General features: G+C 54.1%; 23 protein-coding genes and 1 tRNA gene. 22 read left to right on the top strand and 2 right to left on the bottom strand.

All coding sequences use genetic code 11. The annotated features are described in order from the left end of the window. Window positions 1–141: 141 nt before the first annotated feature. Both lon and FOM92_RS05170 read left to right on the top strand, forming a co-directional pair. Window positions 142–2,541, top strand: a complete 2,400-nt coding sequence (gene lon / locus FOM92_RS05175) for an endopeptidase La (protein ID WP_143775717.1) — start codon at window positions 142–144, stop codon at window positions 2,539–2,541. A gap of 194 nt (window positions 2,542–2,735) precedes the next feature. Beyond that, the gene (locus FOM92_RS05170; protein WP_143775716.1) at window positions 2,736–3,008 is read left to right on the top strand and encodes an HU family DNA-binding protein; all 273 of its coding nucleotides are present in this window, start codon (window positions 2,736–2,738) and stop codon (window positions 3,006–3,008) included. Window positions 3,009–3,135: 127 nt separating this feature from the next. On the opposite strand, the gene FOM92_RS05165 is transcribed toward FOM92_RS05170, so the two are convergent. Together FOM92_RS05165 and FOM92_RS05160 are read right to left on the bottom strand one after the other, a co-directional pair. Next, window positions 3,136–3,381 carry a hypothetical protein gene (locus FOM92_RS05165; protein ID WP_143775715.1) on the bottom strand — a complete coding sequence of 82 codons (246 nt, stop codon included), beginning with the start codon at window positions 3,379–3,381 and terminating at the stop codon, window positions 3,136–3,138. A 178-nt stretch (window positions 3,382–3,559) separates the two neighbouring features. Then, window positions 3,560–3,964, bottom strand: a complete 405-nt coding sequence (locus FOM92_RS05160) for a hypothetical protein (RefSeq protein WP_143775714.1) — start codon at window positions 3,962–3,964, stop codon at window positions 3,560–3,562. A gap of 207 nt (window positions 3,965–4,171) precedes the next feature. On the opposite strand from FOM92_RS05160, the gene rpsB reads away from it, so the two are divergent. The 20 genes from rpsB to FOM92_RS05060 all read left to right on the top strand — a co-directional run bounded on the left by rpsB (window position 4,172) and on the right by FOM92_RS05060 (window position 21,703). Further along, window positions 4,172–4,978 carry a 30S ribosomal protein S2 gene (gene rpsB, locus FOM92_RS05155; RefSeq protein ID WP_143775713.1) on the top strand — a complete coding sequence of 269 codons (807 nt, stop codon included), beginning with the start codon at window positions 4,172–4,174 and terminating at the stop codon, window positions 4,976–4,978. A 105-nt stretch (window positions 4,979–5,083) separates the two neighbouring features. Further along, window positions 5,084–6,010: a translation elongation factor Ts gene (gene tsf, locus FOM92_RS05150; protein ID WP_143775712.1), complete on the top strand. Its 927-nt coding sequence runs from the start codon at window positions 5,084–5,086 to the stop codon at window positions 6,008–6,010. A 126-nt stretch (window positions 6,011–6,136) separates the two neighbouring features. Beyond that, a complete protein-coding gene (gene pyrH, locus FOM92_RS05145) occupies window positions 6,137–6,862 on the top strand; it encodes a UMP kinase (RefSeq protein WP_143775711.1) in 726 nt (241 codons plus the stop codon). Between the two features lie 3 nt (window positions 6,863–6,865). Then, entirely contained in the window at window positions 6,866–7,423 is a 558-nt protein-coding gene (gene frr / locus FOM92_RS05140) for a ribosome recycling factor (protein ID WP_143775710.1), read from the top strand. A 43-nt stretch (window positions 7,424–7,466) separates the two neighbouring features. After that, the gene (gene uppS / locus FOM92_RS05135) at window positions 7,467–8,189 is read left to right on the top strand and encodes a polyprenyl diphosphate synthase (RefSeq protein ID WP_143775709.1); all 723 of its coding nucleotides are present in this window, start codon (window positions 7,467–7,469) and stop codon (window positions 8,187–8,189) included. Further along, entirely contained in the window at window positions 8,186–8,878 is a 693-nt protein-coding gene (locus FOM92_RS05130) for a phosphatidate cytidylyltransferase (protein ID WP_143775708.1), read from the top strand. Before uppS ends, FOM92_RS05130 begins: the two co-directional genes overlap by 4 nt. After that, entirely contained in the window at window positions 8,875–10,041 is a 1,167-nt protein-coding gene (locus FOM92_RS05125) for a 1-deoxy-D-xylulose-5-phosphate reductoisomerase (protein ID WP_143775707.1), read from the top strand. The genes FOM92_RS05130 and FOM92_RS05125 overlap by 4 nt, the downstream gene beginning before the upstream one ends. Continuing rightward, window positions 10,031–11,152, top strand: a complete 1,122-nt coding sequence (gene rseP / locus FOM92_RS05120) for an RIP metalloprotease RseP (RefSeq protein WP_143775706.1) — start codon at window positions 10,031–10,033, stop codon at window positions 11,150–11,152. The genes FOM92_RS05125 and rseP overlap by 11 nt, the downstream gene beginning before the upstream one ends. 139 nt (window positions 11,153–11,291) lie before the next feature. Beyond that, window positions 11,292–13,943, top strand: coding sequence for an outer membrane protein assembly factor BamA (bamA, locus tag FOM92_RS05115; RefSeq protein WP_246087150.1), 2,652 nt, complete (start codon window positions 11,292–11,294; stop codon window positions 13,941–13,943). Further along, complete coding sequence (locus FOM92_RS05110) at window positions 13,943–14,650, top strand: OmpH family outer membrane protein (RefSeq protein WP_143775705.1); 708 nt, start codon at window positions 13,943–13,945, stop codon at window positions 14,648–14,650. Before bamA ends, FOM92_RS05110 begins: the two co-directional genes overlap by 1 nt. Before the next feature lie 5 nt (window positions 14,651–14,655). After that, complete coding sequence (gene fabZ / locus FOM92_RS05105; RefSeq protein WP_143775704.1) at window positions 14,656–15,117, top strand: 3-hydroxyacyl-ACP dehydratase FabZ; 462 nt, start codon at window positions 14,656–14,658, stop codon at window positions 15,115–15,117. Between the two features lie 132 nt (window positions 15,118–15,249). Continuing rightward, window positions 15,250–15,477, top strand: coding sequence for a 50S ribosomal protein L31 (gene rpmE, locus FOM92_RS05100; protein ID WP_125230382.1), 228 nt, complete (start codon window positions 15,250–15,252; stop codon window positions 15,475–15,477). Between the two features lie 139 nt (window positions 15,478–15,616). After that, window positions 15,617–15,693, top strand: a tRNA-His gene (locus FOM92_RS05095). Window positions 15,694–15,803: 110 nt separating this feature from the next. After that, complete coding sequence (locus FOM92_RS05090) at window positions 15,804–16,835, top strand: Leu/Phe/Val dehydrogenase (RefSeq protein WP_143775703.1); 1,032 nt, start codon at window positions 15,804–15,806, stop codon at window positions 16,833–16,835. Window positions 16,836–16,885: 50 nt separating this feature from the next. Beyond that, window positions 16,886–17,602, top strand: a complete 717-nt coding sequence (gene ccmC, locus FOM92_RS05085; RefSeq protein WP_143775702.1) for a heme ABC transporter permease CcmC — start codon at window positions 16,886–16,888, stop codon at window positions 17,600–17,602. Between the two features lie 127 nt (window positions 17,603–17,729). Beyond that, window positions 17,730–18,179: a cytochrome c maturation protein CcmE gene (gene ccmE / locus FOM92_RS05080; RefSeq protein WP_143775701.1), complete on the top strand. Its 450-nt coding sequence runs from the start codon at window positions 17,730–17,732 to the stop codon at window positions 18,177–18,179. Next, a complete protein-coding gene (locus FOM92_RS05075) occupies window positions 18,176–20,104 on the top strand; it encodes a heme lyase CcmF/NrfE family subunit (protein WP_143775700.1) in 1,929 nt (642 codons plus the stop codon). Before ccmE ends, FOM92_RS05075 begins: the two co-directional genes overlap by 4 nt. After that, entirely contained in the window at window positions 20,101–20,631 is a 531-nt protein-coding gene (locus FOM92_RS05070; RefSeq protein ID WP_143775699.1) for a redoxin family protein, read from the top strand. The genes FOM92_RS05075 and FOM92_RS05070 overlap by 4 nt, the downstream gene beginning before the upstream one ends. Beyond that, window positions 20,631–21,047, top strand: coding sequence for a cytochrome c-type biogenesis protein (locus tag FOM92_RS05065; RefSeq protein ID WP_143775698.1), 417 nt, complete (start codon window positions 20,631–20,633; stop codon window positions 21,045–21,047). Before FOM92_RS05070 ends, FOM92_RS05065 begins: the two co-directional genes overlap by 1 nt. Continuing rightward, window positions 21,044–21,703 carry a tetratricopeptide repeat protein gene (locus FOM92_RS05060; RefSeq protein WP_143775697.1) on the top strand — a complete coding sequence of 220 codons (660 nt, stop codon included), beginning with the start codon at window positions 21,044–21,046 and terminating at the stop codon, window positions 21,701–21,703. The genes FOM92_RS05065 and FOM92_RS05060 overlap by 4 nt, the downstream gene beginning before the upstream one ends. The last annotated feature ends 37 nt before the right edge of the window (window positions 21,704–21,740 follow it).

Raw genomic sequence — 21,740 nt, 5'->3', positions numbered from 1 at the left:
GGCAAATACTGCGTAAAACCGGGCTTTTCCCCAACAAATCGGCTGCATTCAACGTAAATTCATTGAAAGCACAGGAAAAGCGCACATATTGCACCTCAACACAGCTTGTTGCCGCATTCGGGACAGCTCATTGGAGTTAATATGGAACTGAATCTCCCGCTATTGCCTTTGCGCGATATCGTCGTTTTCCCTGGCATGATCGTGCCGCTCTTTGTTGGTCGTGATAAATCGGTCGTCGCGCTGGAAAAGGCGATGGCCGCCAATAAGGAAATCTTTCTGGTCGCCCAGCTCGACCCTGCCGAGGATGATCCCGGTAAAGACGACCTGTATGACATCGGCGTCACCGCATCTATCATGCAGCTTCTGAAACTGCCCGATGGAACGGTGCGCGTTCTTGTCGAAGGCAAAAGCCGCGCCCAACTGCGCGAAGTGGTGGAACGTGGCAGCGACTATGTCGAAGCCGGCGTACGCCTGATTGAAGAACAGGTTGCCGAAGGACCGGAAGCCACCGCACTGATGCGATCGGTAACCGAGCAGTTCGAGCAATATTCAAAGCTGAACAAGAAGATGCCGGCCGAAACGGCAGTGCAGCTCAGCGAAATTGAAACGCCGTCGGCGCTTGCCGATGCGGTGGCTGCGAATATCCAGTTGAAAGTGTCGGACAAGCAATCCCTGCTTGTTGAGGCCAACCCGCTGCGCCGTCTGGAGATGGCATTTGCCTTCATGGAAGGCGAACTGGGTGTGTTGCAGGTCGAAAAGAAGATCCGCGGCCGCGTGAAGCGCCAGATGGAGAAGACCCAGCGCGAATATTATCTGAATGAACAGATGAAGGCGATCCAGCGCGAACTTGGCAATGATGAAGGTGAAGGCGGTGACGAAATTGCCGAGCTTCAGACCAAGATCGATACGCTCAAGCTTTCGAAAGAGGCCAAGGCTAAAGCCAACGCCGAACTTAAAAAGCTGCGCGGCATGGCGCCGATGTCGGCCGAAGCAACGGTCGTCCGCAACTATCTGGACACGCTTCTCGGTATTCCCTGGGGCAAAAAGTCCAAGTTGAAGCGCGACATTGCGAAAGCACAGGAAGTGCTGGATGCCGATCACTTCGCTTTGGAAAAGGTCAAAGACCGGATCGTGGAATATCTGGCCGTTCAGGCGCGCACGAATAAGTTGAAGGGACCTATTCTTTGTCTCGTCGGCCCTCCCGGCGTCGGCAAGACCTCGCTTGGCAAGTCGATTGCCAAAGCCACGGGACGTGAATTTATTCGCCAGTCTCTTGGTGGGGTACGCGATGAAGCGGAAATTCGCGGTCACCGTCGTACCTATATCGGTTCGATGCCCGGTAAGGTTGCTGCCAATCTGAAAAAGGCAGGCACCATGAACCCCTTGTTCCTGCTCGATGAAATTGACAAACTGGGGCAGGATTTCCGTGGTGACCCGGCTTCGGCCCTTCTGGAGGTGCTGGATCCCGAGCAGAACAACAAGTTCAACGACCATTATCTGGAAATCGACCTGGATTTGTCGGATGTCATGTTCGTGACTACCGCGAACAGCATGAACCTGCCTCAGGCTCTGCTCGACCGCATGGAGATTATCCGTCTCGAAGGCTATACCGAGGACGAGAAGCTGGAAATTGCCAAGCGCCATCTGCTCGACAAGCAGGTCGAGGCGCACGGGCTGAAGGCCGAAGAATTCTCGGTTACCGACGATGCACTGCGCGACCTGATCCGCTATTATACCCGCGAAGCCGGCGTGCGTACGCTGGAACGGGAAATTGCGAAGCTGGCGCGTAAGGCATTGCGGCGCATATTAGAGGGCAAGGCCGAAAAGATCGAAATCACGCCTGAAAATCTGGCTGATTTTTCGGGCGTCCGCAAATATCGTCACGGTATTGGCGAGGAAGAAAACCAGATTGGTGCCGTGACCGGTTTGGCATGGACCGAGGTTGGCGGCGAACTGCTGACGATTGAAGCTGTTACCGTTCCCGGTAAAGGCCAGATCAAGACGACCGGTAAACTCGGTGAAGTCATGAGCGAGTCCATTCAGGCTGCCCTGTCGTACGTCAAAGCGCGTGCGCCAAGCTATGGCATCAAGCCGAGCGTGTTTAGCCGCAAGGACGTGCACATCCATCTTCCCGAAGGTGCTGTGCCCAAAGACGGACCTTCTGCCGGTATCGGTATGGTGACCTGTATCGTATCCACGTTGACCGGCATTGCCGTTCATCGCGACGTCGCCATGACCGGCGAAGTAACGTTGCGCGGACGCGTGCTGCCGATTGGCGGATTGAAAGAAAAGCTGCTTGCGGCCTTGCGGGGAGGGATCAAAACCGTCCTGATCCCGCAGGAGAATGAAAAGGATCTGGCCGATATTCCGGCCAACATAAAAGAAGGTCTGGAAATCATTCCCGTAAGCCATGTCGATCAGGTGCTTGCACGAGCACTTGTATCGCCCTTGATTGCCGTCGAATGGACCGAAGCAGACGAATTGGCGGCGGCTTTGCCCCCGTCAATTGGTGGCGAAAGTGGAGCATCGGTAACGCATTGAGGGCGTTCGCCGGGGCGGAGAAGTGCAACTGATGTCAGAACGTCGTGTTTTTCACAGAAAATGACGGATTTATGCCGATATTTCCTTTGACAGCGCGCACATTCTCATCATTATCCCGCCACCGGCCCACGCCGCGACTCAATTAAATAATAAGCGAGTCATCACATATTCTTTTTGAGAGGGGGGTTCCCAGTATGAACAAACAAGATCTCGTTAATGCAGTAGCCGACGCAAGCGGCTTGACCAAGGCTGATGCAGGTAAAGCTGTTGAAGCAACCTTCGACGCCATCACCGGTGCTCTGAAGAAGGGTGGAGAAGTCCGCCTCGTCGGTTTCGGTACCTTTGGCGTTGCAAAGCGCAAGGCATCGACCGGCCGTAACCCGCGTACGGGTGAGCCGATGACCATCAAGGCATCGACCCAGCCCAAGTTCAAGGCTGGTAAGGCTCTCAAGGACGCAGTGAACTAAATTTCACTTCCAGTTTTTGGAGAAGAGGGCGGGGCGCAAGCTTCCGCCCTTTTCTTTATGGCGGATCCCTTCCGGATAAAAAAAGCGCCCGCGGGCGCTTTCTTTTTAACAAGGGCAGTAATGCCGATCAGGCAGCGATACGAAAGTCCGGCTGAATTGCGGCTTTGATCGGAAACGCAATAACCTCGGCAGTTTGTGGTTTGCGGCCTTTCACTTCACCGAAAGTGATGCGGCGTTCGACCACGACGGCTGGCGAAAATTCCATATCGATCACTTCAATGATACGCGGCATTGCGTTCGAGAAGGTGAGGGCAATTACAGCTACCGATGCAATAAGGGCGATAGCGAAGAGGAGGGAAGCAATGAGGGTCATGGCACTGGTCCTTTCTGTCCCCCATGTCGTCTATAAAGGGGGTTAGCTTGCTGTTTTATGAACGACTTGTCCTATATGTTCTCTATATGTTCTCTTTTGTCAAGCGCTTTTAAGGGCAGGCAATCAGCAGGAATGATCTGTGGATTGCCTGTGGATAACTAGCTTTGACGGAAAAAGTTCAATTTGCGCGCTGTTTGGACCGTCGCTCGGCAAACCATTGTTGCAACATTTTTTGCGTGCAGCCGGTAAAACCGCCTGTTCCGTTTACCGAACAGCTATTGGGGCGAAGGTCGGCAGCAAAAGAATCCAGTGTCTGGACAGCCGATGACCAGGAACGATCGGTCACCACACGTTCCTTCTTCCGTAAGGCCAGAGGTATGCGATACCGTTCATTCTCCGGGACGGTCGCGCAGACCACGATTTCGTCACCCTCGGGTTCGCGGCACTTTTCATCCCCGAATGCGACAAGGAAGGATATTCTTTCCGGCATCTCGGATGCGGTGGGGACAACCTCGTCCTCGGCAATAACATTGGTCGAACCAATCAGCGCGCTGGCCAGAATGATATATTTCAAGACGGCCATCGCGATTCTCCTTAAGATTGGGCACCAGCAGGTAACTGCGCACGGTGAACCTCCTATTAATCGGCTTTAGTGCTTGACGAATCCGGCGTTGCACTCTAACGGCGCGCTCATTCCACATGGGGAACAACCATACCGGTGCGGATCGCACCCTTTCAGGGTGTTGTGATGTTCTCGTTCCCCAGAGGCTCAACCGGAAGGAGAAGTACCATGGCGGCACCTGTCGTTACCATGCAGCAATTGCTTGAAGCTGGAGCCCATTTCGGCCACCAGACACACCGTTGGAACCCGCGTATGAAGCCGTATATCTTCGGCGCGCGCAACGGCATTCACATTCTTGACCTGTCGCAGTCCGTGCCCTTGTTTGCGCGCGCACTCGATTTCGTTGCGCAGACTGTCGCCGCAGGTGGCAAGGTTCTGTTCGTCGGCACCAAGCGCCAGGCGCAGGGTCCGATCGCCGACGCCGCACGTGCTTCGGGTCAGCATTTCGTCAACCATCGCTGGCTGGGCGGCATGCTCACCAACTGGAAGACCATTTCGAACTCGATCAAAAAGCTGAAGACTCTTGAAGAGCAGCTTTCGGGCGATACGCACGGCTTCACCAAGAAGGAAATCCTTCAGATGACCCGTGAGCGCGACAAGCTTGAGCTGAGCCTCGGCGGTATCCGTGACATGGGTGGCATTCCCGACGTTATGTTTGTGATCGACGCGAACAAGGAAGAGCTTGCTATCAAGGAAGCAAATGTTCTGGGTATTCCCGTAATCGCAATATTGGATTCGAACGTTTCGCCTGACGGTATCGCGTTCCCGGTTCCTGCCAATGATGACGCGGCTCGTGCTATCCGTCTTTACTGCGAAGCTGTTGCTGCCGCATCGAGCAAGGGCAATGTCAGCGCGAAAGTTGCAAAGGGCGTTGATCTGGGCGCCGAAGTCGAGCCGGACGCAGAACCTGCGCTGGTCGAAGAGGCACCTGTTGCGGAAGCAGCTGCTGAAGAAGCGCCTGCAACCGAAGCGTAACACGAATTTGTCATTCCCGCACATGCGGGAATCCTGAACATCGGGGATGACGGGTTAAAAGCCGGGGCTTCGTGCCCCGCTACACCAATTTGAAAGGACAAAACCATGTCTGCAATTACTGCTGCTGCCGTCAAGGAACTGCGCGAGCTTTCCGGCGCCGGCATGATGGACGCCAAGAAGGCACTGGAAGAAACCGGCGGCAATATGGAAGCTGCTGTCGACCTGCTGCGTGCCAAGGGTCTTGCCACCGCGGCCAAGAAATCGAGCCGTACCGCGGCTGAAGGCCTGGTTGGCGTTGCCGTCGACGGTACGAAGGGTACGGCTGTTGAAGTCAACAGCCAGACCGACTTCGTCGCCAAGAACGAACAGTTCCAGGATTTCGTATCCACCGTCACCAATGTGGCCCTTGGCCTTGGCGCCAACGACGCCGACGCCGTCCTCGCCGCGCCTTATGGCAATGGTGAAAGCGTGGGGGAAAAACTGACCAACAATATCGCCACAATCGGCGAAAATCAGGTCATCCGCCGCGTTAAATCGCTGTCGGTTAATCACGGACGTGTTGTCTCATATGTTCACAACGCAGCGGCTCCCGGCATGGGCGGTATCGGCGTTCTTGTGGCACTTGAAAGCGAAGCGGACGCTGCGACCCTTGATGGCCTTGGCAAGCAGCTCGCGATGCACATCGCTGCGGCATTCCCGCTAGCGCTGGACGAGAGTGGCCTTGATGCGGACACGCTGGAGCGTGAGCGCGGGATTGCCCGTGAAAAGGCTTCGGAAAGCGGCAAGCCTGCCGATATCGTCGAGAAGATGGTAGAAGGCGCGGTTAAGAAGTTTGCAAAGGAAAACGCACTGCTTAGCCAATTGTTTGTTATGGACGGCAAGACAGCAATTGCAGACGTAGTTGCAGCCGCTGGCAAGGAAGCCGGCAAGCCGATCGTGCTGAAGGACTATGTCCGCTTCCAGCTTGGTGAAGGCATTGAAAAGGAAGTTTCTGATTTCGCTGCTGAAGTTGCAGCCGCAGTTGGAGCTTAAGCGAGGCAAGGGGCTATCCCTTTTGGGGCTGCCCTCCTTTTGCATTTGAGTGGTTTATACACTTGGCGATGTGGCGTGCGGCTCCTATAGCTGTACGCCATTATCGTATCGGGGATTGAGGATCATATGGGCGCAACCGGCTATCGCCGTATCCTGCTGAAATTGTCGGGCGAAGTTTTGATGGGCGACCAGTCCTTCGGTATCGATCCGGATACGGTCGCTCGCGTTGCCGAAGAGGTGAAGGCAGCAAAAGATACCGGCCTGCAGCTGTGCCTGGTGATTGGCGGGGGCAATATCTTTCGCGGTATGGCCGGTGCTGCTAAGGGCATGGACCGTGCACAAGCTGACTATATGGGTATGCTCGCAACGGTCATGAACGCACTTGCCATGCAGAATGCGTTGGAGCAGCTGGGCGTGCCGACCCGTGTGCAATCAGCTATCGAGATGGACAAGGTCTGTGAGCCTGTTATCCGCCGCAGGGCAGAACGCCATCTGGAAAAGGGTCGGGTGGTTATCTTTGCGGCGGGTGTTGGAGCGCCTTATTTCACCACAGATAGCGGAGCCGCATTGCGTGCTGCGGAGATGAAATGCGACGCTTTGTTCAAGGGAACATCGGTCGATGGCGTTTACGATGCCGATCCCAAAAAGGTTGCAACCGCGACACGTTATGAAACATTATCTTATGACCGGGTGTTGTCGGATAATCTGAAAGTTATGGACGCCAGCGCGGTCGCCTTGTGTCGCGACAATGACATCCCCATTGTCGTGTTCTCCATACGCGAACAGGGCAACATTCTGAAGGTGCTTGACGGAAGCGGCACTTTCACTGTGGTAGAAAGCAAAGGAAACTAAATCATGCCGCAATATGACAAAGCCGATGTCGAACGTCGCATGAAAGGCGCTGTCGAATCCTTGAAAAGCGACCTGAGTGGATTGCGTACTGGACGCGCCAATGTGACGCTACTCGATCCCGTGGTGGTTGAGGTCTACGGTTCCAACATGCCATTGAACCAGGTGGCAACGGTCAGCGCGCCAGAACCACGTATGTTGACAGTGCAGGTCTGGGACCGTTCGAATATTACACCGGTCGAAAAAGCTATCCGTTCGGCAGGTTTGGGGCTTAATCCGATCACCGATGGGCAGACGTTGCGTCTTCCCATTCCCGACCTGACCGAGGAACGTCGCCGTGAACTGGCGAAGTTGGCGGGGCAATATGCGGAAAAGGCAAAGATCGCGATCCGCAATGTTCGCCGCGATGCCAATGACAGCCTGAAGACCGATGAAAACAAAAAGGAAATTAGCGAGGATGAGCGCAAGCGCCTCGAAACCGAAGTGCAAAAAATGACTGATGAAATGATCAAAGCGGTCGACGACGCTGCGTCGCATAAGGAAAAGGAAATCATGAGTCAGTGATTTTGGCTTTAACTTCCGTCCTTTTTGGGCCTGAGTTCGGATAATGAGCGCCGCTGTCGCTGCCGCACCAGCACGCGTAGAGGCAGGTACCGGCCGAATGCCGCGTCATGTCGCGATCATCATGGATGGAAATGGCAGATGGGCCAAAAAGCGTATGCTGCCGCGCGCCATGGGGCATAAAAAAGGTGTGGAAACCGTACGCAGCATCGTCCGTGCGGCGGGTGAGTTAGGGTTAGAGGCTTTAAGCCTCTATGCCTTTTCCAGCGAGAATTGGAAACGGCCAGAAGATGAAATCAGCGACCTGATGGGGCTGATGCGCAGCTTCATCAAGTCCGACATTGATGAATTTACGGCCAATGATGTTCGCCTAAAAATCATAGGAAACTACCGCGCTCTTGCACCCGATATCGTCGATATGCTTGACGACGCATTAGAACGTACTTCGAAAAATAGCCGGACAACATTGGCTGTTGCGTTAAACTACGGATCACAAGACGAACTCGTGCGTGCAGCCCAAGCAGCGGCGGCGCAAGGAACAATTACGGCCGAAACGATTGAAGCCAATCTTGACACCGCCGATATGCCTCCGCTGGATCTTTTGATACGCACATCGGGCGAACAACGTTTGTCAAACTTCATGCTATGGCAAGCAGCATATGCTGAATTTTGGTTTACCGATACGCTGTGGCCCGACTTCACAAAGGCCGAACTGGCGCAAGCACTTAACGAATTTGCCGGCCGCGAAAGGCGTTTTGGCGGACGATGACGGAATTAGAAACGCCGATTTCCAAGCCTCGTTCCGACCTCGGGATCCGCACCCTTTCGGGCGTCATTATGATGCTGGTTGCCGCCAGCGCAATCTGGATCGGCGGACCGATTTTCGCGATCTTTATCGCTTTGATTACCGTCGGATTATTATACGAATGGTCAAAATTGGCTCTAGGATTAACACCAAATCCGGTCGCCCGTATGCTGTGGATACTGGGTGGATTGGCCTATGTGGGGTTCGCCACCGCGTTCATCGTTTTTCTTCGAGAGTTCGCGGAAATCTATATCCTTCTAGGAATTATAGGGCTTGTGATTTCGACCGATACCGGCGCATATTTTGCGGGCCGCACGTTCGGTGGACCGAAAATTGCGCCGGCGATTAGCCCATCCAAGACCTGGTCCGGTCTCCTAGGCGGAATGACGGCTTCTGCACTGTTTATCAGTATATTGGGGTATTGTACCGAGGGCTTCGCCCTTTGGCAGCCGGTGACCGGCGCCGGCCTTGCGATTGTAGCCCAGGCCGGGGACTTTTTTGAAAGCTGGATGAAACGTCGGGCAGGCGTCAAGGACTCGGGCAATCTTATCCCCGGTCATGGCGGATTGTTCGACCGTGCGGATGGCCTTGTTGCCGTTCTGTGCGTCACTGCATTGCTTGTGGTCACATTGCAGATGACAGGGCAACCATGACACGTTCGATATCCATTTTTGGTGCAACTGGTTCAGTCGGGCTTTCCACACTTGACCTCGTACGTCAGCACCGGGATTCGTTTCGCGTTGTCGCACTGACGGCGAATGGCAACGCGACAAAGCTTGCGGCGCTGGCCCAGGAATTTGAAGCTGAGGTAGCCGTTGTTGCGGAGGAAGATGCATATCCCGCGCTGAAAGCAGCGCTTGCCGGAACCAAGACAGAAGCCGCGGCAGGGGCAGATGCTTTGGTGGCTGCGGCGCGCCGTGATGTGGACTGGACAATGGCTTCAATCGTGGGTTGCGCCGGACTACCCCCGACGATGGCGGCGATTGAACAGGGACGAACCGTTGCACTTGCCAATAAGGAAGCTCTCGTTTCTGCTGGCGATCTGATGATGGCGGCGGTCGAAAGGTCCGGAGCCACGTTGTTACCCGTAGACAGCGAGCATAATGCAATTTTCCAATGCCTCTCGGGTGGCAGGTTGGAACAGGTGCGAAAGATTACCTTAACGGCCAGCGGCGGCCCTTTCCGAAGTCTTTCCTATGATGCCATGCGCCACGTCACTCCAGCGCAGGCTGTTGCGCATCCCAACTGGGACATGGGTGCAAAAATCAGCGTCGATTCGGCTACAATGATGAACAAGGGCCTGGAGTTGATAGAGGCTTTTCATCTGTTTCCTGTAGGCCTTGGTCGTTTAGATGTTTTGGTGCATCCGCAATCGGTTATCCATTCAATGGTAGAGTATCAGGATTGCTCAACATTGGCGCAACTTGGATCACCGGACATGCGCATCCCGATTGCAAGTGCGCTAGCATGGCCCGAACGCATATCTACAAATTGCCAGCCACTTGATTTGGCAACCATCGGTCAACTAACTTTTGAAGCGCCCGATATTGTCCGTTTTCCTGCACTGCGCCTCGCGCGGGCTGCGATTAGCGAAGGTGGAGCTAAACCCGCTATCCTCAATGCAGCCAATGAGGTAGCCGTCGCAGCTTTCCTGAAAGAGCGCATTGCATTTCTCGATATTGCAGCATTGGTCGAGCAAACCATGACTGGTTATGTGCCGACATCACCAACGTCTCTTGATGATTTGTTCAGCATTGATGCAGAAGCTAGGCGCTATGCGCTGGAGCAACTAGAAAAGGTCGCCCATGGAAGTTGAATCTCCCAACATATTGCTGACGCTGCTTGCTTTTCTGATTCTGATCGGAACGCTGGTTGTGGTGCATGAACTTGGCCATTATTTCGTAGGCCGCTGGTTCGGCGTGAAAGCAGAGAAGTTTTCGATAGGCTTTGGTCCGCAGATTTACGGACGGATCGATAAGCGTGGGACCCTATGGCGCATTGGTGCACTTCCTTTGGGCGGTTATGTACAATTCGCTGGCGATATGAACCCAGCCAGTCAAGCTGATGAAAGCTGGAAGTCCTTGCCGGACCACGAACGGAACCAAACTTTCCAGTCCAAGACATTATGGCAACGGGCACTCATCGTTTTTGCAGGCCCGGCTGTCAATTTTTTGTTGGCGATCTTGATTGCCATGGCATTTCTATTGGCGTTCGGCAAATCGGTGACACCTCCCATTGTCGATATTCTACAACCTGACGGTCCTGCTGCAGTTGCTGGAATCGAAAAGGGTGACCGAATCTTGTCTTTCAACGGCCGAGAAATCGAAACCTTCGATGAAATGGCAAACGAAATTGTGATGATTCCCGGACAGCGAGCTGTTTTGGAGATTGAACGTAACGGTCAGAAACTGGTGAAGGAAACCGAAGTTGCTGTGGTCGAAGAAGTCGACCGTTTCGGTAACAAATATCGAATTGGCAGGATCGGAATCGGGGCGACCGAAGTTGAGGTGCGCGAGGTCGGCTTACTGGAGGCGCCTTGGGCTGCGGTCGTCCAAACGGGTAACATTTTGCGCCAGCAAATGATCGGGCTCGGGCAGATTCTGTCGGGTCGTCGCCCTTTGTCAGAGCTCGGAGGACCGCTTAAAATCGCCAAGGTTTCGGGAGAAGCGATGAGCATGGGGATTTTGACGTTTATAAGCCTTGCAGCACTTATCTCGATTAACTTGGGGTTCATCAACCTCCTGCCAATTCCCATGCTCGATGGCGGCCATTTGCTGCTCTACGCGATTGAAGCCGTTCGCAGGCGACCGGCTACACCGCAAGTGCAGGAATGGGCGTTTCGAGCCGGATTTGCAATGTTGGTGGGCTTTATGATTATGGTGACGTTCAACGACCTTGCTTCCTTTGGCTTATTTGGTGGTGGATAGAGGTCACTGCGCACTTGATTGCGGCGGCTGCTTGGGGCAGGGACGCAATCTACTCTAGCGGGCACTACGCCTAACCACCGGTGGGGGCCGGACATCAGATCGGATGACAATGAATTTCAAAGCACTTGGCATATATTTGATGGGTTCGACCGCATTGGCGGCGACCGGAACGATGACGCTTGTTGCGCCAGCTTATGCACAAGGAGCGCCTTCGACTGCGCAGCCTGCGCCTGTGGCACCAGCCGAGCAAATCCAGTCCATCACTGTTGTCGGGACGCAGCGCCTCGAACCCGATACTGTGCGTTCTTATATGCGCCTGCGTGTCGGCCAGAACTGGAGCCAAGTTGCCGCTGACCAAGCGCTAAAGGATCTCTACGCGACTGAATTGTTTGCCGATGTTGCGATCCGCAACAACAGCGGCGCAGTGGTGGTTGAAGTCCGCGAAAACCCTGTTGTGAACCGCATCATCCTTGAAGGAAACAAGCGGCTTAAAAACGACAAGATCGAACCGGAAATCAAGTTGGCTCCTCGCCAAATCTATTCCCGGTCAAAGGTACGTGCCGATGTAGCTCGCATTGTCGAATTGTATAAGCGGCAGGGCCGCTTTGCTGCGACAATTGAGCCGAAGCTGGTACAACTTGACCAGAATCGTGTCGACATCGTGTTCGAGATTACCGAAGGACCAAAGTCGAAGGTTCAACAGATCAATATCATCGGGAACGACAAATTTTCCGATGACCGTTTGCGCGGCGAAATGGTGACGAAGCAAGCGCGCTTTTATCGCTTCTTCAGTTCCGGCACCAGTTACGATCCTGACCGGCTCGCCTTTGACCAGCAGAAACTTCGTCAATTCTATCTTACACAGGGCTACGCCGATTTCCGCGTGGTTTCGGCGGTTGCAGAATTGACCCCGGATAAACAGGATTTCATCATCACCTATGTGGTGGAAGAAGGCGAACGCTACAAATTTGGCGATGTGAAGGTTGAAAGCCAGATCCGCGACTTCGATTCTGAAAAACTGACCGCTACACTTCGCATGAAAAAAGGCGACTGGTATGATGCGAAGATGGTCGAAGACACGGTTGAAAGCCTGTCCGAAACCGCCGGCCTCTTCGGCTATGCTTTTGCCGATGTGAACCCTAACTTTAACCGCGACAAAGAAACGCTCACCATGGGCATTACTTTTGATGTCGCGGAAAGCCAGCGCGTGTTTGTTGAACGGATCGATATCAACGGTAACACACTGACGCAGGACAAGGTTGTTCGCCGCGAATTCCGTTTAAACGAGGGCGATGCTTTCAACAGTATTCAAGTCAAGCGTACAGCGGACCGTATCAAGTCATTGGGCTATTTCCAGGAAGACCTCGAAGTCGAACAAGCACAGGGTAGTGCGCCGGACCGGATCGTACTCACCACCAATGTCGAGGAAAAGGCAACGGGTGAGCTTTCCTTGTCCGCCGGCTTCTCCTCTATCGAAAACTTCATTTTCCAAGGCTCAATCAAGCAGCGCAACTTCCGTGGCCTCGGTCAGGAGTTGCGGACGAATATCTCCTACTCATCCTATTCCAAGTCTGCAGAAATCGGCTTTACCGAGCCTTACCTGTTTGACCGCTCGATTGCGATCTCCGGAGATATTTTCCGCCGCGACCTGAACAGCTTCAACTTTTTCAATAATCAGCGCAACACCACCTACGAACAGGCCACTACAGGCGCACAGATTCGTGTGGGCGTGCCGATCAACGAATATCTGTATTTCCAAGGGCGGTACGGGATCAGCCAGGATGATATTTCGCTCGATCGGAATACGTTCTTCACCGATCCGGATGGCACCGGACCGCTACCTGCGGCTTGCGACCCCATTCTTGCCGGACGTTTCTTGTGTGATGCGATTGGAAACCGACTGACATCGTCCATCGGCTACACCCTGCTTTATGATAACCGCGACAACCGGATTCGCCCGACTCGTGGCCAAAGCTTTGGCATCAGTCAGGATTTTGCTGGTCTTGGCGGTAGCGTGAAATATATCAAAACACGCGTAAATGCGGACAAGTATTGGCGTTTGTTCGGCACCAATTTCGTTCTGGGTCTCTCGGCCGAAGGTGGATATATCCACCCGCTGGAGAATCGCGGATCAAAGGCGCTCGGGATTGACGATGTTCGTCTGACGGATCGCTTCTATCTTGGTGAGCCCCAGATGCGCGGGTTTGACATTCGTGGTATCGGGCCACGGGTACAGAGAATTACGTTCAATCCGGAACTGCAAAGCGGCGTCGTCGTCAACGTGCCAGTGCTGGATCGTAATCGTATCCAAGATGACGCCATCGGCGGCCGCTTCTACTATCTGGGCCGTGCGGAAGTACAAATTCCTCTCGGCAGCGGCGCAAAAGAGCTGGGTCTGCGTCCATCGGTATTCATGGATGTTGGTTCCGTATTTGGCGTAACCAAGCCACTTCTCCAGACCGTTCCGCAACGGGAAATTCTGGCAAATGGCACAGCAGGTGCGCCGTTGTTCTACACTGGCTCCTTTACGCTGGATTCAGCCGGCAATCCGACAACTACTTTGGCTACCAGTACAGTTGCGACAAATCCCGATGGATCGGCTCGTACTCCGGCCCTTCAGTTCGAAGAACGTTTCCTCGGCGATACGTGGAAACCCCGCCTTTCGGTCGGTTTCGGCGTGAACTGGAACTCCCCATTTGGTCCGTTCAGGATCGACATAGCCCGCGCATTGTTAAAAGAGACGGGCGACGATACCAAATTATTTACATTCAACGTAGGGACTCAATTCTAATGAAAATTCGTAACTCCGCATTTGCGGCTGCTCTTTTAGCGGCGGCTGCAATCGCTGTACCGGCTAGCGCACAGGTTGCTGGCATCGCTACGGCTGATACATCGGTCGCCATTGCCCGTTCCAAGGCTCTAGGCGCAGGTTATCAGTCAATCAGCACGCAATACGCCTCATATGCGCAACAGATTCAGCAGAAACGTAAAGAAATCAATGATATCAACGCGCAGCTTGATACGAACAAGGACAAAGAGCTGACGCAGGCAGAACTTGACGTTGCCATCAAGGCGAAAAGCCCGCTGTTGACGCAGATCGATACGAAGCAAAAAGAAATCAGCCAGCTTCAGGATCCGATTATCAAGGCGCAATTGTACACGGTCGAGCAGATTGCGCTCAAATATGAAGCGGCGCAGCAGGCCGTTATCACGGCAAAAAAAATCAATGTCATTCTCGCGCCAGATGCCTTTGTCTGGGCACCGGACGCTGTTGATGTGACGTCAGCAATCACGGCTGAGCTTGATAAGGTGATCCCTGTTGCAAGCACGACGCCGCCTGCTGACTGGCGTCCGTCACGTCAGGGCGCGGCACTTTACCAGCAAATCCAGCAGCTGTTCGATACTGCGGCACGGGTTCAGGCTGCACAAGCAGCAGCTGGGCAGCCGCAACCTGCAGCAACACCTGCCGCTCCGTCGCAGCAGCCAGATAGCCGTTAAACCGGATGTCGGGGGCAGATTTCACTAATTACGACGTCCGCCGGGTAATGGCGGTGCTTCCGCACCGCTACCCTATGCTTCTGGTTGACCGCGTCGAAGACATCGTCGTTGACGAGCGGATTCGCGCGGTCAAGGCAGTTACAATGAATGAGGGCTTTTTCCAGGGGCATTTCCCGGGACGGCCTATTATGCCCGGCGTACTGATTGTGGAAGCTCTGGCGCAGGCCGCAGGTATTTTGGCGATGGAAAGCCTAGGTTTGGCCGGTTCGGGCAAACTCGTCTATTTCATGGCCATAGACAATGCAAAGTTCCGCGCACCTGTCGAGCCTGGATGCCTTGTTCATCTCGAAGTGAACTTCACGCAGAAGCGTCCTCGGGTTTGCAAATTTGCCGGACGCGCACTGGTCGGGGACACGGTTGCTGCAGAGGCCGAATTTATGGCGATGATAGCAGACCCACCTGCTTGATCGCGAAGAACTGCTATTGCGCTGATGCTCGGCTTTTCAACCTTGCAAAGCGTGGCACGTACCGCTAAGGGCGGCGCTTCCGAATTTTAGGGCTTCCGGTCGGAAACCGGTGGCTGAACCAAGGAATTATACATGAAAGCCGATATTCACCCCGATTATCACATGATCAAAGTGCAGATGACCGATGGCACTGTGTTCGAAACCCGGTCTACCTGGGGCAAAGAAGGCGACACGCTCGCTCTCGACATTGATCCGACCTCGCACCCGGCATGGACCGGCGGTTCGGGTCGTATGCTGGATACCGGCGGCCGCGTTGCTCAGTTCAATAAGCGTTTTGGCGGGCTCAGCCTAAAGAAATAAGAATGTAGAAGGAGTATTGTACTCCTTCTCATCAAAGGGTCTATCCGTCATTGGGTTTGCCAAATAGGAAATCCCAGACAAGGCTTGACGCCGGACCGGAGCAGCCCTTAAGGAACGCGCCTGCCTTAGTGGCGCTGTGGCGATCGTAGCTCAGTTGGTTAGAGCGCTGGTTTGTGGTACCAGAGGTCGGGGGTTCGGATCCCCTCGGTCGCCCCATTTTTCCTTCCACTTTCCGGATGACAAATATGCCGCGTAATATTATTACGCGGTTTCGTAATTTGATTCCGCCTTATGTGTCGGGAAGCGCGACTGCAAGGGAGTGAGTGATGCCCGCAATCTGGGATTTACCTGATTTTGATTCGCACGAGGCTGTGCATGTTTTTGAAGATCGTGCGACTGGTCTTAAGGCGGTCATCGCTGTTCACTCTACACATCTGGGCCCTGCAGCGGGAGGTACCCGTTTTTGGCATTATGCGGACAGCCAGTCGGCAATTACCGATGCGCTACGCCTGTCGCGTGGAATGAGCTTCAAGAATGCGATGGCTGGACTTCCAGCCGGGGGTGGTAAAGCAGTCATTCTGGCAAACCCGTCGCGTTCCAAGCCCGCTGAAATGCTGGATGCGTTCGCCCGCGCAGTCGACTCGCTCGGTGGTCGATATGTGACTGCACAAGATGTTGGCATGTCTGAAGCCGACATGGTTCACCTCTCGAAAACGACCGCCCATGTCGCAGGGCTACCTGACCAAGGCGGAGACCCGGGACCCTATACAGCCCGTGGCGTTTACCTGGGTGTTAAAGCTGCAGCAAAGCATGTGTTCGGAACGGATGATATGCGCGACGCCCATGTAGCGATTCAAGGGGTGGGAAGTGTCGGCGGCGGGCTTGCCCGTTATCTGGCGCAACAAGGCGCGAAATTGACGCTTGCAGACGTGGACGCACATCGCGCCGCGGCATTAGCTGAAGAACTTGGTGGTGTAGCTGTCGCAGCAGACGCCATCATGGATGTTGAGGCTGATATATTCAGCCCCTGTGCTCTCGGCGCAATTTTGACTGAGGAGACAGTCGCAGGCTTGAAAGTGAGGGCCGTTGCAGGCGGAGCAAACAACCAACTCGCCAAGGGAGGCGAGGGACGTATGTTGGCCGACCGTGGCATCCTTTACGCGCCCGACTATGTCATTAACGCCGGAGGAATCATCAATGTCCTTCGGCATATCGATGGTGCTGATGACGCCGAAATCAACCGTCGGATCGACGCGATTCCGGGGCGCCTTTCGGAAATTTGGAAAGAAAGTGACGCTAGCGGGTCGACACCTGCGGAAGTCGCCGACAAAATGGCGCAAAAGCTTATTGGTCGTTGATGTGAATCAATTGGCGTAACGCTTTTGCGGTGCTAGAGGCGGGTGATAATATGCATCGCTTCGCCAACCCTGCTCGTTTCCTGCGCCTCGCAAAGCCACTGACGCCCGCCTTATTCTGGACAGGGTTGTTGTTGGCGATCGGGGCTTGTTTATGGGGCCTGTTTGCGGTGCCGACCGAACGCCTGATGGGCGACACGGTCAAGATAATGTTCGTTCACGTTCCCGCCGCGTGGTTAGGTATGGGCGGCTGGATGGGGATTGCTATTGCCAGTCTCGTCCAACTTATATGGCGACATCCACTTGCAGGAGTTGCCGCGCGTGCAATTGCGGTTCCGGGCGCAACATTTGCTGCCATTTGTTTGCTGACCGGGTCAATATGGGGCCGGCCGACATGGGGAACATGGTGGGTCTGGGATGGCCGATTGACATCAATGCTCGTGCTGTTTTTCCTGTATCTAGGATATATCGCACTCGCAAACGCCAGCAGCGAAAAGGGCGATACAAGTCGTGTCGCAGCGGTATTTGGAATTATTGGTGCGGTAAACATTCCCATCATCAATCGCTCGGTAATCTGGTGGGAGAGCCAGCATCAAAAGGCGAGCATTACGCTCGGCGGATCGTCAATTGATGGCGCCTATCTGGCACCTTTATTTGTTGCCGTTGCTGGTTTTAGCTTATTGTTTGGCGCCCTCGTGCTGATGCGGATGCGCGCTGCGCTTGCCGAAATGCGGATTGACGCACGTATGCGCAGAATGGCGGACGACTAATGCCCCACTTGCCTTTCATAATTGCTGCTTTTTCGGTTACGGGCGCGGCTATGCTTTGGCTCATCCTGTCGAGCTACCTTGCGATGCGCCGATCAGAAGCTTTGGCTGATGATTTGAGACAGCAGCCATGAAACCCAAGCATCAGCGTCTTGTCTTGGCTGTTATAGCTTTTGTTGCCTTGATCGGCGCTGGTTTCATTGCAGCTGCCGCCTTGAAGGAGGAGGCATCCTATTTCTACACCCCAACAACGATGGCTAACGCGAAAATTGAACCGGGTAAAGCGATCCGTCTGGGTGGCATGGTTCAGAAAGGCTCGATCAAGCGTGACGCCGATGGAGTGTCGATCACTTTTGTCGTGCAGGATCGTGATGCGACACAAACAGTCGCGTATCGGGGTATAACGCCAGACCTTTTTGTTGAGGGATCTGGGGTAGTTGCCGATGGCCGCTTGCGTCCTGATGGAGTATTCGTGGCTGACAGTCTGTTGGCCAAACATGACGAAAATTATGTGCCTAAGGAATTGGCCGACATTGATATGAATACTGCCGAGCACACCAAGGACACCCTTTCGAAATGATCGCCGAAACCGGATTGGCCGCCCTGTGGCTGGCGGCGGCAATGGCGCTTCTACAACTGGTTGGCGGTCTGACCCTCATACGTGGGGAAGGTCGGCTAACTCCTGTCATCAAGCCTGCAGCTCTCATTCAGGGTGCGTTATGCGTCGTGTCATTCGCATCGTTAATGTGGTTGTTTTATACTACTGATTTGTCAGTTTTGTTAGTTGCCAGTAACAGCCATATAGATAAGCCGCTCATTTTTAAACTTGCAGGAACATGGGGTAACCATGAAGGGTCAATGCTCCTGTGGGTATCCGTTTTGTCGCTGTCAGGCGCCGCTATCGCTCTGCTGGAAAAGCGGATCGATACGCGAACATTGCAAGCGACGCTGGCGGTTCAGGCTTTTGTTGCGCTTGGTTTCTTTGCTTTTCTGCTCTTCTCATCCAACCCGTTTGAACGTTTGTTTCCTGCGCCCGTGGAAGGCGCAGGACTGAATCCGCTACTGCAAGACATCGGGCTCGCCTTCCATCCACCAACACTTTATATCGGTTATGTTGGCCTTTCGGTGGCATTTTCCTTTGCGGTGGCGGCCATGTTGACCCGACAGGTCGGTCCCGCCTTTGCCCGCGCCATGCGACCGTGGGTTCTGGGAGCTTGGATTTTCCTTACCGTCGGAATTACTGCCGGAAGCTACTGGGCGTATTACGAACTGGGTTGGGGTGGTTGGTGGTTCTGGGACCCGGTTGAAAATGCCTCGCTCATGCCATGGCTCGCTGCGACCGCCTTGTTGCATTCTGTCAGCGTGTTGGCAACACGCAATGCTCTAAGGGCATGGACGATCATGCTGGCACTTGTGGCCTTTGCCATGTCGATGGCAGGCACATTCCTTGTCCGTTCGGGTATTTTGACCAGTGTGCATGCTTTCGCCGTCGATCCTGAGCGTGGATCATTCATTCTTGCGTTGATGCTTATGTATACCAGCCTTGCGTTTCTCGTTTTTGCAACGCGTATCGGCACCGTGAAACAAGGCGAACCCTTTCAGATCATCAGCCGCGAAGGTGGAATTGTTGCCAATAACATATTCTTGAGTGTCATATTGGCTATAGTCTTGATCGGTACACTCTATCCGTTGGCTGCCGAGGCAATGGGCGACAAGATTTCGGTGGGTCCTCCCTATTTCAACAAGGCAACGGTCCCGATCGCGCTGTTGTTGATGATTGCCTTGCTGCTGGGGCCTCTGCTGCGTTGGCGACGGGACGAATTAAAGCGTTACAAATATTGGCTCGTTGCTTTTTTTGCAGTCAGCCTTTGGACAGGTGTCGCAATTTGGCGTTTCGTGCCCGGTGTAGGCATTTTCCCAATTCTGGGTTTGGCACTTTCACTCGCATTAGCGATTGCGGCTTGGGTTCCGCTGAAAGGCCGCAATTTGCTTCGCACGCCCTTGCCTGTATTTGGAATGGTCATAGCCCATTTCGGCCTGGCCGTTAGCGTATTCGGCATGGCCGCGGAATCCGGTTTTTCGCGTGAAACCCTGACCGCTCTTGCCCCTGGAGAAACCACTAAGGTTGCAGATTGGCAGGTTAAATTAGACGATGTCCGTCCAGTGGTGGGCGATAACTGGGTGGCGACTGAGGGGCAATTGGTCGCCCGCAACAAACACAAGAATTTCGTTCTTCGGCCTCAATCGCGGCAATTTTATCGTCCTGAACAACAGACCAGTGAAGCAGCCTTGCTCACCCGATGGAATGGACAACTCTATGCCGTCATCGCGCAGCCAGATGAGAATGGCGACGGTCGCTGGCAGGTCCGTCTCTGGTGGAAACCATTTGTGACCTTCATTTGGTTTGGTGGACTTCTCGTTGCTTTTGGTGGTGCAATTGCATTGCTCGGTCGGATGTTCCGACGGCCCAAAAAGCCGGCAGTTAACAAATGGGCCCAAGCATGAACCGGCCCTGGCTCCTTTGGCTGCCTTTGGCAGTTGTTGCGTTCATCGGTGGACTTGCAATTTATGGTTTAGTCGTACCGAAAGATGACATGGTACACAGCGCGATGGTCGGGCGTAAACTTCCTGAATTTTCCCTTCCCCCCGCCACCGAAGGGGTTGAAGGATTATCCAGTCGTGATCTTGCCGACGGCAAACCACGTCTGCTGAATATTTTTGCGAGCTGGTGCATCCCATGTAAGGCCGAGGCCCCCTATCTGGAGGCGTTGAAAAAGTCCGGTGCGGAAATTGATGCCATCGCCATTCGTGACAAACCGGAAGATGTAGCGGCATTCCTCTCCGAGTTTGGTAACCCGTTTCGTCGGATCGGATCTGACAGTGAAATGGGGGTGCAGTTGAAACTTGGCTCGTCGGGTGTGCCGGAAACCTACATAATTGGAGGCGACGGGACGATTTTGTATCAGCATATCGGGGACATCCGCGCCGAGCATGTGCCCATGCTGTTGGAAAAACTGCAGGAGGCCGGGTAATGCGGCGGTTAGTATATCTTGCCTGCGCGCTGCTGATGATAGCCCAGCCACGGTTGTCGCTGGCGCAGGGCAGCGGTCCGACGCCGGAACTGGCAAATCGTCAACTGGCCGATCCGGCTAAGGAAAAAGCTGCATCGCAGGTGATGCATGCGCTTCGCTGCATCCAGTGCCAAGGCCAATCCATCGCAGACAGCGACGCGCCTATGGCGGCAACCATGCGCGCGGAGGTGCGGCAACAAATTGCGGATGGCAAAAAACCCGACGCAATCCGTCAATGGATGATCGAGCGTTATGGCGAGTGGGTTAGCTTCGAACCCGATATGAAGGGATCGGGGCTGTTATTGTGGGCCGCGCCATTGTTGCTGCTTCTCCTCGCTCTGTTCATGGCACGCGGTCTGTTCCGGAGGAAATCATGACCGGTTGGGTTAGCCTTGGCATACTTTCGATTTTGAGCTTCGGCGCATTACTGGCCGCTGGCCGGTTAAAGGGCGGGTTGTGGCAAATTGCAGCGGCGGCGATTTTGCTTGGTATGACCGGCTATGCGTTGCAAGGTCGCCCTTCTTTGCCGTCTTCGCCTGCAAAATCCTTGGGCGGCAGTGAGGACGCGGCGATCCAGCTGGTCGAAATGCGCGCGGATATGGACCAGAGTTTCGGTGGCGCAAAGCGCTGGCTGGTTACTGCGGATTCCTTCGCAAAGCAGGGGGATTACAAGCTGTCGGCCTCTTATATTCAGGCGGGATTGAAACAAAATCCCGATGATCCGGATTTATGGTCTGCATTAGGACTGCAACTGATGCTCGCTAGCCAAGGGCAGATGTCACCGCCTGCACAACTGGCGTTCGACAAAGCACGCGAGATCAGACCAAATTATCCTGCGCCTTATTATTTTGCGGGTCTTTCGCGGTTGTTTGGCGGTGATTTGGATTCGGCAATTTTGCTGTGGGAAAAGGCTCTGACGCTCGCCACTCCAAAGGCGAAATGGAAGCCGCGTCTTGAGTCGCAATTGAAGGCTGCAAAAGCTTTACAAGTACAGGCGCTGGACGCATCGCAGGTTAAGAAACCAAATAACTGATTTATATCCTTAATTTCTGCTGAATGAGCCTGTTAAT

It is taken from the genome of Sphingorhabdus contaminans, from assembly GCF_007280415.1.
Lineage (GTDB): Bacteria > Pseudomonadota > Alphaproteobacteria > Sphingomonadales > Sphingomonadaceae > Sphingorhabdus_B > Sphingorhabdus_B contaminans.
This window is presented reverse-complemented; position numbering and strand designations above follow the sequence as displayed.